Source organism: Faecalibacterium sp. (genome assembly GCF_052358865.1).
Classification (GTDB): Bacteria; Bacillota; Clostridia; order Oscillospirales; family Ruminococcaceae; genus Faecalibacterium; species Faecalibacterium butyricigenerans.
In genome coordinates, this window is sequence record NZ_DAWCVJ010000013.1 from 1 (window position 1) to 16,154 (window position 16,154).

General features: G+C 60.3%; 14 protein-coding genes. 6 read left to right on the top strand and 8 right to left on the bottom strand.

The window, feature by feature from the left end:
* Nucleotides 1-131: 131 nt before the first annotated feature.
* From mnmG to rpmH, 8 genes are all read right to left on the bottom strand, one after another.
* A complete protein-coding gene (gene mnmG, locus ACT8X9_RS03800; protein ID WP_444268172.1) occupies nt 132-2,009 on the bottom strand; it encodes a tRNA uridine-5-carboxymethylaminomethyl(34) synthesis enzyme MnmG in 1,878 nt (625 codons plus the stop codon).
* A 48-nt stretch (nt 2,010-2,057) separates the two neighbouring features.
* Nucleotides 2,058-3,425 (bottom strand): tRNA uridine-5-carboxymethylaminomethyl(34) synthesis GTPase MnmE, encoded by a 1,368-nt coding sequence (mnmE, locus tag ACT8X9_RS03805; RefSeq protein WP_444268173.1) that lies wholly within the window; start codon nt 3,423-3,425, stop codon nt 2,058-2,060.
* Nucleotides 3,426-3,553: 128 nt separating this feature from the next.
* The gene (locus ACT8X9_RS03810; RefSeq protein WP_412590734.1) at nt 3,554-5,365 is read right to left on the bottom strand and encodes a 5'-nucleotidase C-terminal domain-containing protein; all 1,812 of its coding nucleotides are present in this window, start codon (nt 5,363-5,365) and stop codon (nt 3,554-3,556) included.
* A 297-nt stretch (nt 5,366-5,662) separates the two neighbouring features.
* Entirely contained in the window at nt 5,663-6,799 is a 1,137-nt protein-coding gene (gene jag, locus ACT8X9_RS03815) for an RNA-binding cell elongation regulator Jag/EloR (RefSeq protein WP_444268174.1), read from the bottom strand.
* Nucleotides 6,800-6,804: 5 nt separating this feature from the next.
* Nucleotides 6,805-7,890, bottom strand: a complete 1,086-nt coding sequence (locus ACT8X9_RS03820; protein ID WP_444268175.1) for a YidC/Oxa1 family membrane protein insertase — start codon at nt 7,888-7,890, stop codon at nt 6,805-6,807.
* A 159-nt stretch (nt 7,891-8,049) separates the two neighbouring features.
* Entirely contained in the window at nt 8,050-8,340 is a 291-nt protein-coding gene (yidD, locus tag ACT8X9_RS03825) for a membrane protein insertion efficiency factor YidD (protein ID WP_330221121.1), read from the bottom strand.
* Nucleotides 8,337-8,732 carry a ribonuclease P protein component gene (rnpA, locus tag ACT8X9_RS03830; protein WP_227621359.1) on the bottom strand — a complete coding sequence of 132 codons (396 nt, stop codon included), beginning with the start codon at nt 8,730-8,732 and terminating at the stop codon, nt 8,337-8,339. The genes yidD and rnpA overlap by 4 nt, the downstream gene beginning before the upstream one ends.
* Nucleotides 8,733-9,006: 274 nt before the next feature.
* Nucleotides 9,007-9,141 (bottom strand): 50S ribosomal protein L34, encoded by a 135-nt coding sequence (gene rpmH, locus ACT8X9_RS03835; protein ID WP_005924258.1) that lies wholly within the window; start codon nt 9,139-9,141, stop codon nt 9,007-9,009.
* 376 nt (nt 9,142-9,517) lie between these two features.
* On the opposite strand from rpmH, the gene dnaA reads away from it, so the two are divergent.
* The 6 genes from dnaA to gyrB all read left to right on the top strand — a co-directional run bounded on the left by dnaA (nt 9,518) and on the right by gyrB (nt 16,152).
* Entirely contained in the window at nt 9,518-10,840 is a 1,323-nt protein-coding gene (dnaA, locus tag ACT8X9_RS03840; RefSeq protein WP_015565051.1) for a chromosomal replication initiator protein DnaA, read from the top strand.
* A 386-nt stretch (nt 10,841-11,226) separates the two neighbouring features.
* Nucleotides 11,227-12,333, top strand: coding sequence for a DNA polymerase III subunit beta (gene dnaN, locus ACT8X9_RS03845; protein ID WP_227621357.1), 1,107 nt, complete (start codon nt 11,227-11,229; stop codon nt 12,331-12,333).
* 13 nt (nt 12,334-12,346) lie between these two features.
* Nucleotides 12,347-12,562: an RNA-binding S4 domain-containing protein gene (locus ACT8X9_RS03850; protein ID WP_015565050.1), complete on the top strand. Its 216-nt coding sequence runs from the start codon at nt 12,347-12,349 to the stop codon at nt 12,560-12,562.
* A complete protein-coding gene (gene recF, locus ACT8X9_RS03855; protein WP_227621356.1) occupies nt 12,562-13,683 on the top strand; it encodes a DNA replication/repair protein RecF in 1,122 nt (373 codons plus the stop codon). The genes ACT8X9_RS03850 and recF overlap by 1 nt, the downstream gene beginning before the upstream one ends.
* A gap of 5 nt (nt 13,684-13,688) precedes the next feature.
* On the top strand, nt 13,689-13,943 hold the full coding sequence (remB, locus tag ACT8X9_RS03860) for an extracellular matrix regulator RemB (protein WP_227621364.1): 255 nt from the start codon (nt 13,689-13,691) through the stop codon (nt 13,941-13,943).
* A gap of 214 nt (nt 13,944-14,157) precedes the next feature.
* Nucleotides 14,158-16,152 carry a DNA topoisomerase (ATP-hydrolyzing) subunit B gene (gyrB, locus tag ACT8X9_RS03865; protein ID WP_444268176.1) on the top strand — a complete coding sequence of 665 codons (1,995 nt, stop codon included), beginning with the start codon at nt 14,158-14,160 and terminating at the stop codon, nt 16,150-16,152.
* Nucleotides 16,153-16,154: the final 2 nt, after the last annotated feature.

Consider the following 16,154-nt stretch of genomic DNA (forward strand, 5'->3'; position numbering starts at 1 on the left):
GCGGGTGCTTTTCTGGTTCTCTTTTGGCACGCAAAAGAGAACATTAGCCTTAATGAAAAAGTGCTTTAACCCGCGCCACCAGCGCGCAATATCGTTCCCCTTTTTTTACACACTCCGTTTTGCCTCAGACGTTACGCTTTCAATTTATTTGCCGCCAGCGCAATACTCAGCTGCGCCACATCCGAGGGCGACACGCCCGGGATGCGTCCCGCCTGCCCCAGATTCTTCGGGCGGATGCGGGCCAGCTTTTCACGGGCTTCCAGCGTCAGGCCGGTGAGACCCTCGTAGGAAAAATCCTCCGGGATGAGGGTCTTTTCGTGGCGGGCCACCTCGTGGATCATCCGGTCCTGCCGGGCGATGTAGCCCGCATACTTGATCTCCGTTTCCAGCCGCTCCGCCAGCATGGGGGTCACGCCCTCGCCCCAGCCGATGATGCCCGCAACGAGCGGGTAATCGATTTCCGGGCGGCGCAGCAGCTCTTCGGCAATGCCGCCCTCTGCGGCCGGGGCAAGGCCCGCCGCCTTCATGGCTTCCTGCAGGTCTGCCGTCCGCAGATGGGCGTCATGCAGGCGGCGGCGCTCGGTGTCCAGCACCGCCTGCGTCTGCTGGTACTTTGTCCAGCGGTCGTCCTGCACGAGGCCGTATTCCCTGCCGATGGGCGTCAGACGGGTGTCGGCATTGTCCTGCCGGAGGGTCAGCCGGTACTCGCTGCGGCTGGTCATCATCCGGTAGGGGTCCATGACGCCCTTGGTCACGAGGTCGTCCACCAGTGTGCCGAGATAGCTGGACTGCCGGGGCAGGATCAGCTGGCTCTCGCCCAGCGCCTTCCGGGCGGCGTTCAAACCGGCCAGAAGTCCCTGCGCGGCCGCCTCCTCATAGCCAGAGGTGCCATTGAACTGTCCCGCGCCGTAGAGGCCCTGCACCACCTTGCTTTCCAGCGTAGCCTCAAGGCTCGTGGGGTCTACGCAGTCGTATTCGATGGCATAAGCCGGGCGCATGATCTCGATCTGCTCAAAGCCCTTGATGCTCCGGTAGAACGCATTCTGCACGTCCTCCGGCAGGCTGCTGGACGCGCCCTGCAAGTACATCTCCTCGGTGTTTTCGCCGCAGGGTTCCACAAAGATGGGGTGACGCTCCTTCCCTGCGAACCGCACCACCTTGTCCTCGATGGACGGGCAGTAGCGCGGGCCGACGCCCTCAATCATGCCGCCGTAGAGGGGGCTGCGCTGGATGTTGTCCAGAATGATCCGATGGGTCTCGGGGTTGGTGTAGGCGATCCAACACTCCACCTTATTGTGCATAGGCGCATCGGTCATAAAGCTGAAAGGCTGCAGCTCGTTGTCCGGGTCTCCGGGCTGGCATTCCAGCTGGGAGAAATCAATGCTTCGCCGATGCACCCGGGCAGGCGTACCGGTCTTGAACCGGCGCAGCGGCAGACCGGCGGCTTTCAGGCTCTCAGTCAGGGCGTTGGCGGCGTGCATCCCGTCGGGGCCGGAGGCATACCACGCATCGCCCACAAAAATTTTGCCGCCGAGGTTGGTGCCGGTGGCGATGACCACACATTTTGCACCATATTCCCCGTTCAGCTGGGTGACAACACCCTTCACGCGGCCATCCTCCACCTCGACAGAGACCACCTCTGCCTGATGGATGGCAAGGCCCGGCGTCAGCTCAAGGGCGTGCTTCATATATTCGTGGTAACGCTTGCGGTCGGTCTGGACGCGCAGGGCGTGGACGGCAGGGCCTTTGCCCTTGTTGAGCATCCGGCTCTGTAAATAGGTGGCGTCTGCCGCCAGACCCATCACGCCGCCCAATGCATCCAATTCGCGTACCAACGTACCTTTTGCCGTTCCGCCGATGCTGGGGTTGCAGGGCATATTGCCGATGGCATCCAGACTCAGGGTGAACACTGCCGTTTTTGCGCCCAGCATCGCGGCGGCGTGGGCCGCTTCGATGCCCGCATGACCGGCACCGATGACGATAACGTCGTAGTCTCCTAAATGGTTCATTGCTGTCTATTTTTCCTCGATCGATTTTTCGTAAAGCGAAGTTCTCTTTTATTTCCCCACACAGAACTTTTCAAACACCTCATTGATGACCGCCTCCGAGGCGTTCTCCCCGGTCAGCTCACAGAGGGCGTCCAGCGCATCGTCCACACAGACCGACACAGCATCCAGCCCCAGCCCCTGTGCGGCGTCCAGCGCACCGGACACTGCATCCCGGGCGCGGGTGGCAGCGGAGAGCTGCCGCTGCCCCGAGAGGCTGGCGGCATGAGGGTCGATCTGGCTCGTGCCCAGCAGACGGGCCACAGCCGCTGCGATGACCTTCCGCGCCCCCTCCTCCTGACAGCAGACCGGCAGCACCATCGCAAAATAGGGTGCGATCCACTCGGCATCGAACTGGGAGGGCTTGTCCTCCTTGTTGACCAGCGCGATGGCCGGACGGCCCGCGCAGCGCTTTGCCAGCTCCAGATCCTCTCGGGTTGGGCGCTCTGAGCCGTCAAAGACGGCGAGGATCAAGCCCGCCTCCTCCAGCTTCTTCCAGCTGCGGCGGATGCCCTCGGCCTCGATGGCGTCCTCCGTCTGGCGCAGACCGGCGGTGTCGAAGAGGTTCAGCCGGACATCGCCCAGCTGGACGGCCTGTTCCACCACATCCCGGGTCGTGCCCGCCACCGGCGTGACGATGGCCCGGTCGAACCCGGCCAGCAGATTCAGAAGGGTGGATTTGCCCGCGTTCGGCCGGCCCACGATGGCGCAGTCCACGCCCTCGCGGAGGACAGCGCTCGCGTTATAGCTCTGGATGAGGGCATTCAGTTCCTGCTCTACCCCGCCCAAAACGGCGCAGAGATGGCTCTGGCTCAGCTCGGGGACATCCTCCTCCGGGAAGTCCACCCAGGCCGCCAGATGGGCCTGCAAGGCCGTCAGCGCGTCCTTTTGTGCCGTGATCTTCTGGGACAGCGCACCGTTCAGGGAGGCATTCGCCAGTGCTGCCCCCTGTCGGCCATCGGCAGAGATGAGGTCCATGACCGCCTCTGCCTGCGTCAGGCTGAGCTTGCCGTTCAGGAAGGCGCGGCGGGTGTACTCGCCGGGGGCGGCAGGCGACGCGCCCGCCGCGATGCAGGCTTCCACCAGCCGCCGGGCCACCGCACTTCCGCCGTGGCAGGAAAGCTCCACCACATCCTCACCGGTGTAGCTGTGGGGTGCGCGGAAAAACAGCGCCACCCCCTCATCAAAAGCGTCCTCCCCTTCCACAAATGCGCCGAACATGGCCGTATAGCCCTTGGCCTCCGCCACCTTCTTCGACGGGTTAGCCGGGCGGAACACCCTCTCCGCCACCTCATAGCTTTCCGGGCCGGACAGCCGCACGACGGCGATGCCGCCTGCGCCCGGGGCCGTTGCGATGGCCGCAATGGTCGAATGCTGCATCTTCTCCCCTCCTTGTTCGCAGATGAATACAGTATATTCTACCACGAACCGCCAAAAAAAGAAATATGCTGCGCAAAAAGGGCGTGCAGCCCCGAAAGACTGCACGCCCCGCTGCGTGTAAGAAAAAATCAGAATGCGGCAATATCCGCCGTGGTGATCGCCTTGCTGGGCAGGGTGCGGCTGTCGGCGTTCTCCGACAGAGCCAGCTTGCCCTCGCGCAGCAGCTTGACGGCCTTCTGGTGGTCGGCAGCGTTCCAGTTGTTGCCCACGATCTTCCAGTTGTTGTTCACATGCGGCTCGATGGTGCCGCCCTTGACGGTGCGGATGTACTCGCCCAGCAGCTCGCGGACGCCGCCCACATCGCCGCGCACGTCGATCTCCAGCAGCTTGGGCAGCTCGTCGCCGGGTGCGAAGATGTCAGCATAGGTCAGCAGCTGGGTGGTGGCACGGTAGTTGTTGACGGCCACCACGAAGACGTCGCTGTCCTCCACCGGACGGCCATCCATCCAAGTCAGGTTATGGATGCGGTTGCCCGGCTGCTGAGAAACGTCGAGGTCGTACTTGACACCCTCAAAGGCATCGTACAGGTAGTAGCGGATGGAGGAGTCGAAAGCGATGGTCACGTCGCCCGGCTCCCAGGTCTTGAAGAAGGCAGCCGACCACTCCATGAACTTGCGCAGCTGCAACCCGTTCATCTGCAGCTTGTACAGGGTGTTCTGGTAGGTGTAGATGCTTGCCATGTCGCACTTGCGGATGGTGCCCTCCCGCATCTGGGAGGTCATGGAGGTCAGGGACGTTGCTGCCACCTGAGCACCGGTGTAGTACATCTGTACCTCGTTGACGAAGTCCAGCAGAGCGGTATCCTGCACCATGGCCTGCGGCAGGCAGTCGATCTCGTTCTCGGGGGCCAGATCGCCGCCGACCAGCTGGCCGATGGGGGTGACAGCGTCGTCCTTGGCGCGCTGGTCGTATTCAGCCAGCAGAGCGGTCAGCTCGGGGTCGGGAGCGTAGTCCTTGATGGTCAGGTTCTCGGAGGTGCGATCCTTCACCTTCCACTTGCCGGTCCAGTCGCGCTGGAGGTAGATGTGGATGTCAGAGACGGTGGCACCGGCGTTCTTGTTCTCCACCACCAGCACGCCGTTGATCATCATGTTGGGGATGCTCCTATGGCCGTGAGCGGCGACGATGACGTCGAACTCCGGGCAGGCGTTGGCCAGATCGGTGACGCCGGAGCCGTAGACGCCGTACTCGTTGTCAGTGTCCATGTGCATGACGCCGAGGATAACGTCCACCTCATCCTTGATCTTGTCGATGATCTTGCGGCTCTCGTCCACGGGGTTGGTGACGGTCCAGCCCTCAAGGTTCTTGGCATCCCAGCGGGTGATGTTGGGCGTGACCATGCCGATGACGCCGATCTTGACGCCGCCCTTGTTGATGATGGTGTAGCCATCCGCCAGAGGCTTGCCCTCGGGGCTGTAGACGTTGCCGGTCAGGACTTTTGCCTTCTGCTGGGAGAGCACCTTTTCCAGCGTGGCCATGCCATAGTTGTACTCGTGGTTGCCGGTGACGTAGATGTCATAGCCGATGGCGTTCTGGGCGGCGATCATGGGGTGGACATCGTCGTTCAGGAACAGCTCGGCAGAGTTTGCCTGAATGGTGTCGCCTGCATCCACGACCAGCGTGGTCTTGGTGCGGTTCTCCTTGATGGCGGTGGCCTGCTGGGCTACGCTGCCGGAGGCGTCTGCCTTGTTGGCAGCGTAATCCCACGGGTCAAACTTGCCGTGGGTGTCGCTGGTGGCGAGGATCTGCAGGTCCATGCTCCACAGGTCCTTGATGCCGGCTGCCGAAGCGGCAGGGGCCAGACCGCCCATTGCGGCGGCAGTGGCCGATGCACCGGCCACACGCAGGAAATTGCGGCGGGAGATCTTATTCTGTTCCATAGTAATTCCTCTCTTTTCGGCTTGGTATAGATTCCGAAGCACTTGTAGCTTTAGTATAAAACTTGCCTGCCCTGTTTTACAATGTACAAGTAGGAGAAAAATTTCTCTCAGAATTGGACATATTCTCCAATTTTCCGATAAGAACGACTTTTCTTCCGAAACGATTCTCTCACAAATGCTTTTTATCGTAAACTATCTTCACGAAAAGAACAGGTAAATCTATAGTATTTCCTTTTATGCAAAAAGACCCTCCCCCACAGCGTCCGTGCTGCGGGAGAGGGTCTTGTCGATTTGCGTTTACAGCTCGATCTTGCCGAAGCTCAGATCGGCGAAATCATCCACACGCTCGGTGCGCTTGGGTGCCACGGGGGCAGCGCTCTCGGCGTCACGCGGGGTGTAGGTGCGCTCGGGCACATTGGAGCGGTAGCTGCTGCGGGGGCCGCCGCTGCGGGGACCGCGGCCATTCCGGCCGCCGTTGCCGCCGCGATGGTAACTGCCGCCACGGCCATTGCTGTTGCGGTCACGACCGCCGCGGGGGCCGCGGGGACGTGCATTTGCGCTCTCGGCCACAGCGTTGGGGTCGGTGGAGTAGATGACCACACGGCGGTCACGGCCCTCGCCCTTGCTCTCGCTGCGGACGCCCTCCATCTTGCCGATGGCAGAGTGGATGATGCGGCGCTCGTAGGGGTTCATCGGTTCCATCGCAAAGCTGCGGCCGGTGCGGCGCACCTTGGTGCCGATGCGCTGTGCCAGTGCGGTCAGGTCGCTCTCGCGCTTGTCGCGGTAGCCGGCCACATCGAGGCCCAGCTTGATGTAATCGCCCTCGAGGCGGTTGGCCACGAGGCTTGCCAGATAGGACAGGCTCTCCATCGTCTCGCCGCGGCGGCCGATGAGGGCGCCCATCTTCTCGCCGTTCAGACGGATGATGGTGGCCTCTCCCTTCTGCACGGCGCTGAAGCTGACATCCTGCACGCCCATCTTCTCGATGACGTCCTTCAGGTAGTCCACCGCGGCCTGGACCTTGGCATTCTCCTCGATGCGGATGGGAACTTCCACCTCTTCGCCCTCGGCGGCGGGAGCGGCCTGTTCTTCGGCAGGGGCAGCTTCCTCTGCCGGCGCGGCAGGGGTCTCAACAGCGGGGGCTTCGGGGGCAGCCTCCTCCACGACAGGCTCAGCCGGTGCAGCCTTTTCCTCCACGACGGGGGCAGGCGCAGCGGCCGGGGCAGCAGGCGCAGCCACCGGCTCGTCCGGCAGCTCAACGCTGACGCGGACTTTGGCGGGGGTGAGCTTCAGGCCCAGAAAACCAGTCTTCTGGGGCATTTCCAGCACTTCGTAGCTGACGTTGATGTCGTCCTTCTCCACGCCCAGCAGAGCGCAGGCGTTGATGCGTGCTTCATCGACCGTCTTGCCGGTCGCTTCCTGAGTACGGATCATAACCGTCAATCCTCCTTTTTGTGTTCCAGCTCACTCAGCGGGACGGTGCGCTCGTCCTTGTAGCGCTCCGCATCCTGCTGGCGGGCGTACTCGAGGCGGCGCTTGTTCATCTCGCTGGCGGAGATATTCTTTTCCACGACCTCACCGGTCTTCTCGTCCTTGACCTTGATGGTGGTGCTCTTCACGCCGCGCTTCTCTTCCTTCCTGCGGGACGCGATCTCGGCCTTGACCTGCTCCTTCATCTTCTCAGGGTCATAGATCTTGCGCATGATCTGGGTCTGGACGGTCATGACGATGTTGGAAATGACGTAGTACAGAGAGAATGCGCAGGGCACGGTGAAGCAGAAGAAGACGTACATCAGAGGCATCATATACATGGTCAGCTTCATGCTGCCCTGCATCTCCTGACCGGAGGCCTTCATGCTGATGTGGGTGGAGATGAACATGGTAACGACTGCGAGGATGGGGAAGATCAGCAGGGGCAGGTTGTCCGCTGCCAGACTATACTGGGGCACACGGGTCAGGTCGATGCCGAAGAAATCCATGTGGTTGCCGAACTCGGTGATGGTGCTCAGCTGGTCGGCGGTGAACACAGATGTGACGCTGCTCTCCCCTGCCAGCACCTGCTCGATGATGTTGGTATCCCGCGTCACCTGCGTGAAGCTGATGCCCAGGGCTTCCATGGCACTGCCTGCGGCATTGATGGCGTCCGCACCGATGTGGAAGATGCGCTGCAGCGGGCGGTACACGACCTCGATGACGCCGAACATGACAAGGAAGTTGACCAGCATCGGCATACAGCCGGCCGTGGGCTTATAGCCATAATCCTGCTGGAGCTTTATCAGCTCTTCCTGCTGCTTGTCGGGCTTGTCCTTGTACTTTTTCTGGATGTCCGCGATCATCGGCTGGAATGCCGACATCTTGGCCATGCTCTTCTGCTGGTTGAGCTGCAGCGGGATGCTGAGCAGGCGGATGACGATGGTGAAGATGATGATGTCCCAGCCATAGTTCGGGATGAGGTTGTAGATCCACTCCATCACATAGCCGAGAGGTACACCGAGGATGTACAAAATATTCATGTCTCTGTCCATTCTGCCCCGCCTGTGGTGCGGGACGGTTATTTTTATCGTAGGACGCACCGCCCACAGCTCAGCACGTCACAAGAAGCATATTGATGATCTCTCCTCTCAGCCTCCCCTCATTAGGGGAGGTAGCACGCCGCAGGCGTGACAGAGAGGTTCGTTTTCCACTTATTTTTCGTGTCTTGTGGAAAACAGGGCCGACGCCGACAAGTGCCGGGCCGGATTTTTCCAGCGGCCCTTCTCCGGCACGGGATCGTAGCCCCAGCGGCCCAGCGGATTGCACCGGGCGATCCGCCATCCGGTCAGCAGCAGCCCCTTGAGGCAGCCGTGGGTGCGGATGGCCTCGATGCCGTACTGGCTGCACGAGGGGGAAAAGCGGCAGTTCCGGCCCAGACCCGGGCTGATAAACCGCTGGTAGAGCCGGATCAGCCCGCACAGGGCCTTCTGAAAGATGCTCACGCCTCGGGTCTGCGGGCCGGAGGCAGGGTGGCAGGAGGCTTTGCGCCCGGCTGCTTCGCCTTATCCGGCAATCCGGCCTGTGCGAAAAGCTTGGCCACGATGGCACTGAGCTGCCAGCTCTTGAGCCGGGGGGTCATGCCCCGGGCCACGAAAACGAGGTCGTAGCCGCCGATGTTGTAGTCGAGATGCTCGTCGATGGCGGCTTTCATGACGCGGCGGGCGCGGTTGCGCTGGACGGCATGGCCGATCTTCTTGGTGGCCGTCAGGCCCACCCGGGTGCGCTTGCTCCGCGTCTTGAGGACATAGAGCACCAGCGCCTGATTGACATAGGACTTGCCGCGGGCATACACGCGGCCAAACTCGCCGTTGCGGCGGATGGGACGATAGCGCATCCTGTGCGCCTCCCTTCAGGTGATGTGGGAGCATCACCCGGAAAAAGGCAATGCTCAGTGTTCAGTATAGCAAAAAAACGCCGACATGAAAAGCTCATCCGGGCGTTTTCTCTGCCAAATCTTTGACCGTTTTTTTAGGCAATGCGACTATCTGCCGCTTTTTTCCGGCCTTTTTTCCGAAAGCCGGGTAAAAAAATAAGACCGCCAATCCAATATCAGCGGCCTTTTTGCGCATATTCCATTCTGCGCCGGACCTGATGCATAAGGCTCAGGATCAGACGGTCAGGCTCTTGCGGCCCTTAGCACGGCGTGCGTTGATGACCTTGCGGCCATTCTTGGTGCTCATGCGGGTCAGGAAGCCATGAACTTCCTTGCGCTGACGCTTCTTGGGCTGAAAAGTTCTCTTCATGGTTCGTATCCTCCGTAAAAACTCGTCCCCATATGGGGTCTATTCTGGTCCCAAAATGGGGACAGGCTTGCAATTCAACAGTATATCGCACACTATGGCATTCTGTCAAGCATTTTTTTCGCTTTCCTGCAAACTTTTTTGAAAAATCTTTGTGGAGAAACTTTCAACTTTTTCACCCGTTCCCCGTGGAAAACTTTTCAGCCACAATATCTTGTGTCTTTTTTGCGCCTTGGACACAAGTCTATTTCCAAGACGCAGGTATGTCTTTTTTATGTATTATAAATTACCTTATATAATATAGACGCAGGGAGATTTTTGTGGTATACTAACCTAGTATCAGCAGCATTGTTGAAAACTTCAATGGAGTGGATGTACTATGGATTCTTTCAAGGACGTTTTAGAGGCTGCCCAGAGCTACTGCAAAGCGCAGATGGCGGAGCCGACATATAATCTCTATATCGACGGACTGGAGCCGATCAGCTTTGAGGACTCCAGCCATATCACCCTCTCGGTGCGCAACGACTTCATCTGCAAGATCGTGACGGACCGCTATCTCGGCCTGCTCAAGGAGGCTTTCAAGACGGTGCTGGGCTTTGACGTGGACATCACCCTCGTGGTGCCCAGCACGCCGCCCCACGAGGTGGTGCTGGCCCAGCAGTACGAGGCAAACCCCGCCTCGCCGCAGGGCAACTACGAGTTCACCTTCGAGAACTTCATCAAAGGCCCCTCCAACCAGTTTGCGTTTGCTGCGGCGCAGGCTGTTGCCGCCAACCCCTCCGGCGCCTACAACCCGCTGTTCATCTACGGCGGCTCGGGCCTCGGCAAGACCCATCTGCTGACGGCCATCCAGACCGAGATCAAGCGCACCCACCCCGACTTCGTCATCATGTACGTCACCTGTGAGCAGTTCACCAACGAGCTGATCGCCGCCATCCGCGCCGGCAGCACCGAAGACTTCCGGATGAAGTACCGCGTGGCCGACCTGCTGCTGGTGGACGACATCCAGTTCATCGCGGGCAAGGAGTCCACGCAGGAAGAGTTCTTCCACACCTTCAACTCCCTCCACGACGCCCACAAGCAGATCGTCATCGCCTCCGACCGCCCGGCCAAGGAGATCAAGAGTCTGGAAGAGCGTCTGCGCACCCGTTTCGAGTGGGGCCTGACCGCCGACGTCCAGCCGCCAGATTTTGAGACCCGCGTGGCCATCGTCAAGCGGAAGGCAGAGCTTCTCCATCTTGACCTGCCGGAGGATGTGGCCGAGTTCATCGCCAACCACCTCAAAAACAACATCCGCCAGCTGGAAGGTGCCGTCAAGAAGCTGAACGCTTATTATATGCTCGAGGGCATCCAGCCGGTCATCAGTGTGGCACAGAACGCCATCAAGGACATCCTCAACGAGACCCAGCCCGTGCCCGTCACCATCGAGAAGATCGTGGGCGAGGTGTCCCGCACCTTCAACGTCTCCCCTGCCGACATCCGGGGCACCAAGCGGAACGCCAATGTCGCATCCGCCCGCCGTGTGGCCATCTATATCCTGCGCGAAGTCACCGGCATGAGCATGGAGGAGATCGGTCGGGAGTTCTCGGGCCGTGACCACTCCACCATCGTCTACTCCCTCAAGACCATGGAGCGGGACATGAAGAACGACCAGCACCTGCGGGAAACGGTCAGCGACATCATCAAGAACGTGAAAGCCTGATGGGTAAAAGTCATACTCATTCCAGCGCAAACCCCAAAATATGGGGAGAAAAAGGGACAAAACGGGGAAAATAGACCCAGATATTGTGGTGAAAGGCCGAAACTTTCCACTCTTTCCACTGAGTTTTCAACATTCAACTCCGATTCTCCACAGCCGATGTGGAAAGCGGCAGATGTTTCCCCGATTCAACATTTCATCCACAGTCCCTCAACAAACCCGTGGAAAACCAAAACCCCGCATCCCAGCAAGGGTCTGCGGAGTTTTCCACATCTTCCCCAGCCCCTACTACGGTTACTACAACAAGTTCAATATAGAAAAACAGGTTTTTGCATCGAATCCAATGGGAAACGACAGCAAAACTGACGCAAAAAAGGAGAGATAAAGCTTTGAACATCATCTGCGATAAAACTCTTCTGAGCGCAGCCATCGACGGCGTATCCAAAGCAGTCACCCTGCGCTCTACCATCCCAGTATTGGAGGGCATTTTACTGAAAGCGGAAGGTTTCCAGCTGACCCTTACCGGCTACGACCTCGAAATGGGCATCGTGACCACTATCGAAGCCAATGTCAAGGAACCCGGCGAGATCGTTCTGAACGCAAAACTCCTCAGCAGCATGATCAGCCGGATGCCGTCGGGCCAGATCACCATCCAGTCTGCCGATAACGGCAAGACCACCATCCAGAGCGGCGTGGCGCAGTTCGAGATCCAGTCCATGTCCGCCTCCGATTTCCCCGAGCTGCCCAACACCGGCGCCGAAGAGACCCTGACCATCAAGACCGGTGTGCTGCGGGACATGATCGACCGCACCCTGTACGCCGTCAGTCAGGACGAGAAAAAACCGGCGCATACGGGTGAACTTTTTGAGATCGAACCGGATAAAATGACCATCGTTGCACTGGACGGCTACCGTCTGGCCATCGTCGAGCGGCCCCTCACTGCCGTCAAGGACATCCGCATCATCGTCCCCAGCAAGACCATGACCGAAGTGTCTCACCTGCTGCCCAACGACGACGAAGAGCTGGTACACATCTGCGCCAACCGCCGCTATGTCGTCTTCATGACTGCCGGTTACACCATCATGAGCCGCCTGATCGAGGGAGAATTCCTCAACTACCGCAACGTCATCCCCGCAGGCAGCCGCACCCGAGTGACCATCGACACTAAGGAGTTCATCGAGACCATCGAGCGCGCCTCCCTGATTATTACAGAGCGTTTAAAAAATCCCCTCCGCATCACTTTTACAGAGGGTAAAGTCGTCGTCCGCTGCCAGACGAATCTGGGCCGCGTTGTCGATGAGTTCAACGCCGAGTGCGAGGGCGACGAGGTGGAGATCGGCTTCAACAACCGCTATCTGCTGGATGCTCTGCGCAATGCCCGCACCGAGAAGGTGCGGATGGAGATCAGCGGCCCGCTCAGCCCGGTGAAGGTCCTGCCTGTGGAGGGCAGCGACTTCCTCTACCTCGTGCTGCCCGTCCGCTTTAAAAACGACTGAGAGGCGTAATAAAATGCAAAAGATCCTCATCCATACCGAATTTATCAAGCTGGATGCCCTGCTGAAGTATGCAGGCCTGTGTGAGACCGGCGGCGAAGCCAAGGAGCTGGTGCAGGGCGGGGCCGTGAAGGTCAACGGCGAGGTCTGCACCATGCGCGGCAAGAAGTGCCGTCCGGGCGACACCGTCGAGCTGGACGGCCAGACCATCGAGATCGGGATGGGCGGCTGATGCGGCTGCTCTCTCTCGAGGTCGAAAATTACCGGAACATCGCCTCGGCCAGCCTGACGCCGGGCCGGGAGCTGACAGTCATCTGCGGCAACAACGGTCAGGGCAAAACGAACCTCTTGGAAGCGATCTGGCTGCTCACCGGAGGCAAGAGCTTCCGGGGCGGCAAGGACGCCGAACTGGTGCGCCGGGGCGAACCCTTTGCTCTGCTCAAAGCGTCCACCCTCCGCGCACAGCAGGAGGAGCAGGAAACAGAAGAGCCGAACCGCGTTCGCCTGACCGTGGGCACACCGGACTCCCCCCGCCCGGGCCGGACGGCCTCGGTGAACGGGGGCGCCGTCAAGCGGGCCGCCAGCCTTGCAGGCAGTTTTCCGGCGGTGGTGTTCGACCCCGGACACCTGAGCCTCGTAAAGGGCGCACCCGAGGGGCGGCGGAAATTTCTGGATGCAGCCCTCTGCCAGCTCTACCCCGGCTATCTGACCATCTACCGCCGCTATATCCGGGCTTTGCAGCAAAAAAATGCGCTGCTTCGCCGCTCTGTAAACGGTGCTGCGCGTCCCTATGCCGAAAAAAGAGCCTTGTTGGAGGTGCTGAACGTGGAGCTGGCCCAGCAGGGCGAGGCCATCCAGCAGCGCCGCAGGGCGTATCTTGAGACGCTCGCGCCGCTGGCCTGCTCGAACTATGAAGAGCTGTCTCACGGGGCCGAGACGCTGCGCCTGCGGTATGCGGCCCAGTTTGAGCCGGGAGGGCTGGCCCAGCTCCTGCGGCAGAAAATGCCCGAGGAGCTGCGGGCCGGGCAGAGCCTCTGCGGCCCCCACCGGGAAGATCTGGAGCTTCTGCTGGACGGCCAGCCTGCAAAAGTGTATGCAAGCCAAGGACAGCAGCGGAGCGTCGTGCTGAGCCTGAAGATGGCGGAAGCCGCAGCGGCTGCCTCCATCACAGGCGAACACCCGGTGCTTCTGCTGGACGATGTGCTCAGCGAGCTGGACGACGGCCGCAAGCAGTATCTGCTGACCCGGATGCGGGAGAAGCAGACCTTTGTGACCAGCTGTGACGACACCGCCTTCCTCCGAACAGACGGCGAGGTCTACCGGATGAACGGCGGCGTACTGACGAAAGTGTGAGCAGAATGTATGTGCATCTGGGCCGCGATTACGTCCTGAACGACCGGGATATCATCGGCATTTTCAACTTGGAGACGACCACCATCTCTCCCCGGGGGCGGGAGTTTCTGAACTACGCCCAGAAAAATGGGGCTGTGGTCAGCCTGTCCGATGAGCTGCCCCAGAGCTATGTGCTGGCAGACGCCCCGGTGGATACGGTGTATCTTTCCGAGCTGTCCCCCGCTGCCCTCAAACGGCGCACGGAGATGAAGCTGGAATAAGCAAGTGGAGGCCGATGCGGCAGAAGCTTCCTCCTCAGACACGGTTCGGGCCATTCCATCGCCCGCCCTATTGCCTGCGGCAACAGGGTCCCACCCCAGCGGACGGTCTTCGGAGAAACTTCTGCCGCAGGCAAACGGCATATCAAAAAGACATCCAAGCAAATTTGCTTTTTACAAATCGTAACGAAATAACGAAACAAAAGGGAGAAAGGAAATGGCAGAGGAAATCATTACCAGCACCAACGCAGATACTGCGACGGACCATGAATACAACGCCAGCGAGATCCAGGTCCTGAAAGGTCTGGAGGCTGTGCGCAAGCGCCCCGGTATGTATATCGGCTCTACCGGCGAGCGGGGTCTGCACCATCTGGTGTACGAGATCGTGGACAACGCCATCGATGAGGCTCTGGCCGGTTACTGTGACCATATCGAGGTCAAGATCTTAAAGGGCGACATCATTCAGGTCACGGACAATGGCCGCGGCATCCCCGTGGATATTCAGGCAGACACCGGCCTGCCTGCCGTCACCGTCGTCTACACCATCCTCCACGCCGGCGGCAAGTTCGGCGGCGAGAACTCCGGCTACAAGGTGGCCGGCGGCCTGCACGGCGTCGGTGCGTCTGTCGTCAACGCCTGCTCGGAGTGGCTGACCGTCAACGTCCGCCGCGATGGGCACGAGTACGAGCAGACCTTCCGCCGCGGCGACCCGGATGGGGCGCTGAAGTGCATCGGCACGGTGGACCCCAGCGTCACCGGCACCCGCGTCACCTTCAAGCCCGACCCTGAGATGTTCAAGGACACCACCGTCTACAACTTTGAGACGCTGGAAAAGCGGCTGCGGGAGGAGAGCTTCCTGAACGCCGGTGTGAAGATCACCCTGACCGATGAGCGTGAGCTTTACACCCCCGTCCTCGAGGACGGCAAGGAGGGCGAGCCGACCTACCGCACCGAGGTCATGTGCTACGAGGGCGGTATCAAGAGCTTCGTCACCTATCTGGGCGAGAAGCGGGACCTCGAGGTGCTCCACCCCAATGTCATCTACCTCAAGGGCCAGACCGACCGGGGCATGGCTGAGATCGCTCTGCAGTATAATTCCAGCTACAACGAGCTGCTGCTGAGCTTCGCCAACAACGTCAACACCCCCGACGGCGGCACCCACGAAGAGGGCTTCCGCAGCAGCCTCACCCGCGTCTTCAACGACTATGGCCGCAGCCATGGCCTGCTGAAGGAGAAGGACGAGAACCTGTCCGGCGCAGATGTCCGGGAGGGCCTCATCTGTGTCATCTCCGTCAAGCTGCAGGAGGCTGAGTTCGAGGGCCAGACCAAGGCAAAGCTGGGCAACACCGAGATCCGCACCCTCGTGTCCAACATGGTCTACTCCAAGCTGATGGAGTTCTTCGAGGAGAACCCGGGCGTCGCCAAGGCCATCTTCGAGAAGGCCACGCAGGCCGCCCGTGCCCGCGCCGCCGCCAAGAAGGCACGTGAGCTGGTGCGCCGCAAGAGCGCGCTGGAGACCAGCCGGATGCCCGGCAAGCTGGCCGACTGCCGCGAGAAAGACCCCAGCCGCACTGAGATCTTCATCGTCGAGGGCGATTCTGCAGGCGGCTCGGCCAAGATGGGCCGTGACTCGGCCATTCAGGCCATCCTCCCCCTGTGGGGCAAGATGCTCAACGTCGAAAAGGCCCGCGCCGACCGCATCTACGGCAACGACAAGCTGATGCCGGTCGTTCTGGCGCTGGGCTGCGGCATCGGCGACGAGTTCGATATTTCCAAACTGCGGTATGACAAGGTCTTCATCATGGCCGATGCCGATGTCGATGGCTCTCACATCTGCACCCTGATGCTCACCTTCTTCTTCCGCTATATGCGCCCCCTCATCGAGCAGGGCCATGTCTATGTGGCACAGCCCCCGCTGTTCAAGGTGCAGAAGGGAAATACCATCAAATACGCCTACAACGACGCCGAAATGGCCCTTCTGTCGCAGGAGATGCCCGGCGCGAAGATCAACCGCTATAAGGGCCTTGGTGAGATGAACCCGGAGCAGCTCTGGGAGACCACCATGAACCCGGACAACCGCGTCATCGTCCGCATCACCATCGAGGATGCCGAGAAGGCAGACGAGGCCTTCACCATCCTGATGGGCGATCAGGTGGAGCCGCGCCGCCGCTTTATCGAGACCAACGCGCAGTACGCAAAGCTCGACGTGTAATG

What these genes read in the sequence shown, in the direction of transcription:
- rpmH (WP_005924258.1), bottom strand. Translation starts at nt 9,141, where the DNA reads ATGAAGAGAACTTTTCAGCCCAAGAAGCGTCAGCGCAAGGAAGTTCAT.
- ACT8X9_RS03850 (WP_015565050.1), top strand. Translation starts at nt 12,347, where the DNA reads ATGCAAAAGATCCTCATCCATACCGAATTTATCAAGCTGGATGCCCTG.
- jag (WP_444268174.1), bottom strand. Translation starts at nt 6,799, where the DNA reads ATGATCCGTACTCAGGAAGCGACCGGCAAGACGGTCGATGAAGCACGC.
- ACT8X9_RS03820 (WP_444268175.1), bottom strand. Translation starts at nt 7,890, where the DNA reads ATGGACAGAGACATGAATATTTTGTACATCCTCGGTGTACCTCTCGGC.
- gyrB (WP_444268176.1), top strand. Translation starts at nt 14,158, where the DNA reads ATGGCAGAGGAAATCATTACCAGCACCAACGCAGATACTGCGACGGAC.
- dnaA (WP_015565051.1), top strand. Translation starts at nt 9,518, where the DNA reads ATGGATTCTTTCAAGGACGTTTTAGAGGCTGCCCAGAGCTACTGCAAA.
- ACT8X9_RS03810 (WP_412590734.1), bottom strand. Translation starts at nt 5,365, where the DNA reads ATGGAACAGAATAAGATCTCCCGCCGCAATTTCCTGCGTGTGGCCGGT.
- remB (WP_227621364.1), top strand. Translation starts at nt 13,689, where the DNA reads ATGTATGTGCATCTGGGCCGCGATTACGTCCTGAACGACCGGGATATC.
- mnmG (WP_444268172.1), bottom strand. Translation starts at nt 2,009, where the DNA reads ATGAACCATTTAGGAGACTACGACGTTATCGTCATCGGTGCCGGTCAT.
- rnpA (WP_227621359.1), bottom strand. Translation starts at nt 8,732, where the DNA reads ATGCGCTATCGTCCCATCCGCCGCAACGGCGAGTTTGGCCGCGTGTAT.
- recF (WP_227621356.1), top strand. Translation starts at nt 12,562, where the DNA reads ATGCGGCTGCTCTCTCTCGAGGTCGAAAATTACCGGAACATCGCCTCG.
- mnmE (WP_444268173.1), bottom strand. Translation starts at nt 3,425, where the DNA reads ATGCAGCATTCGACCATTGCGGCCATCGCAACGGCCCCGGGCGCAGGC.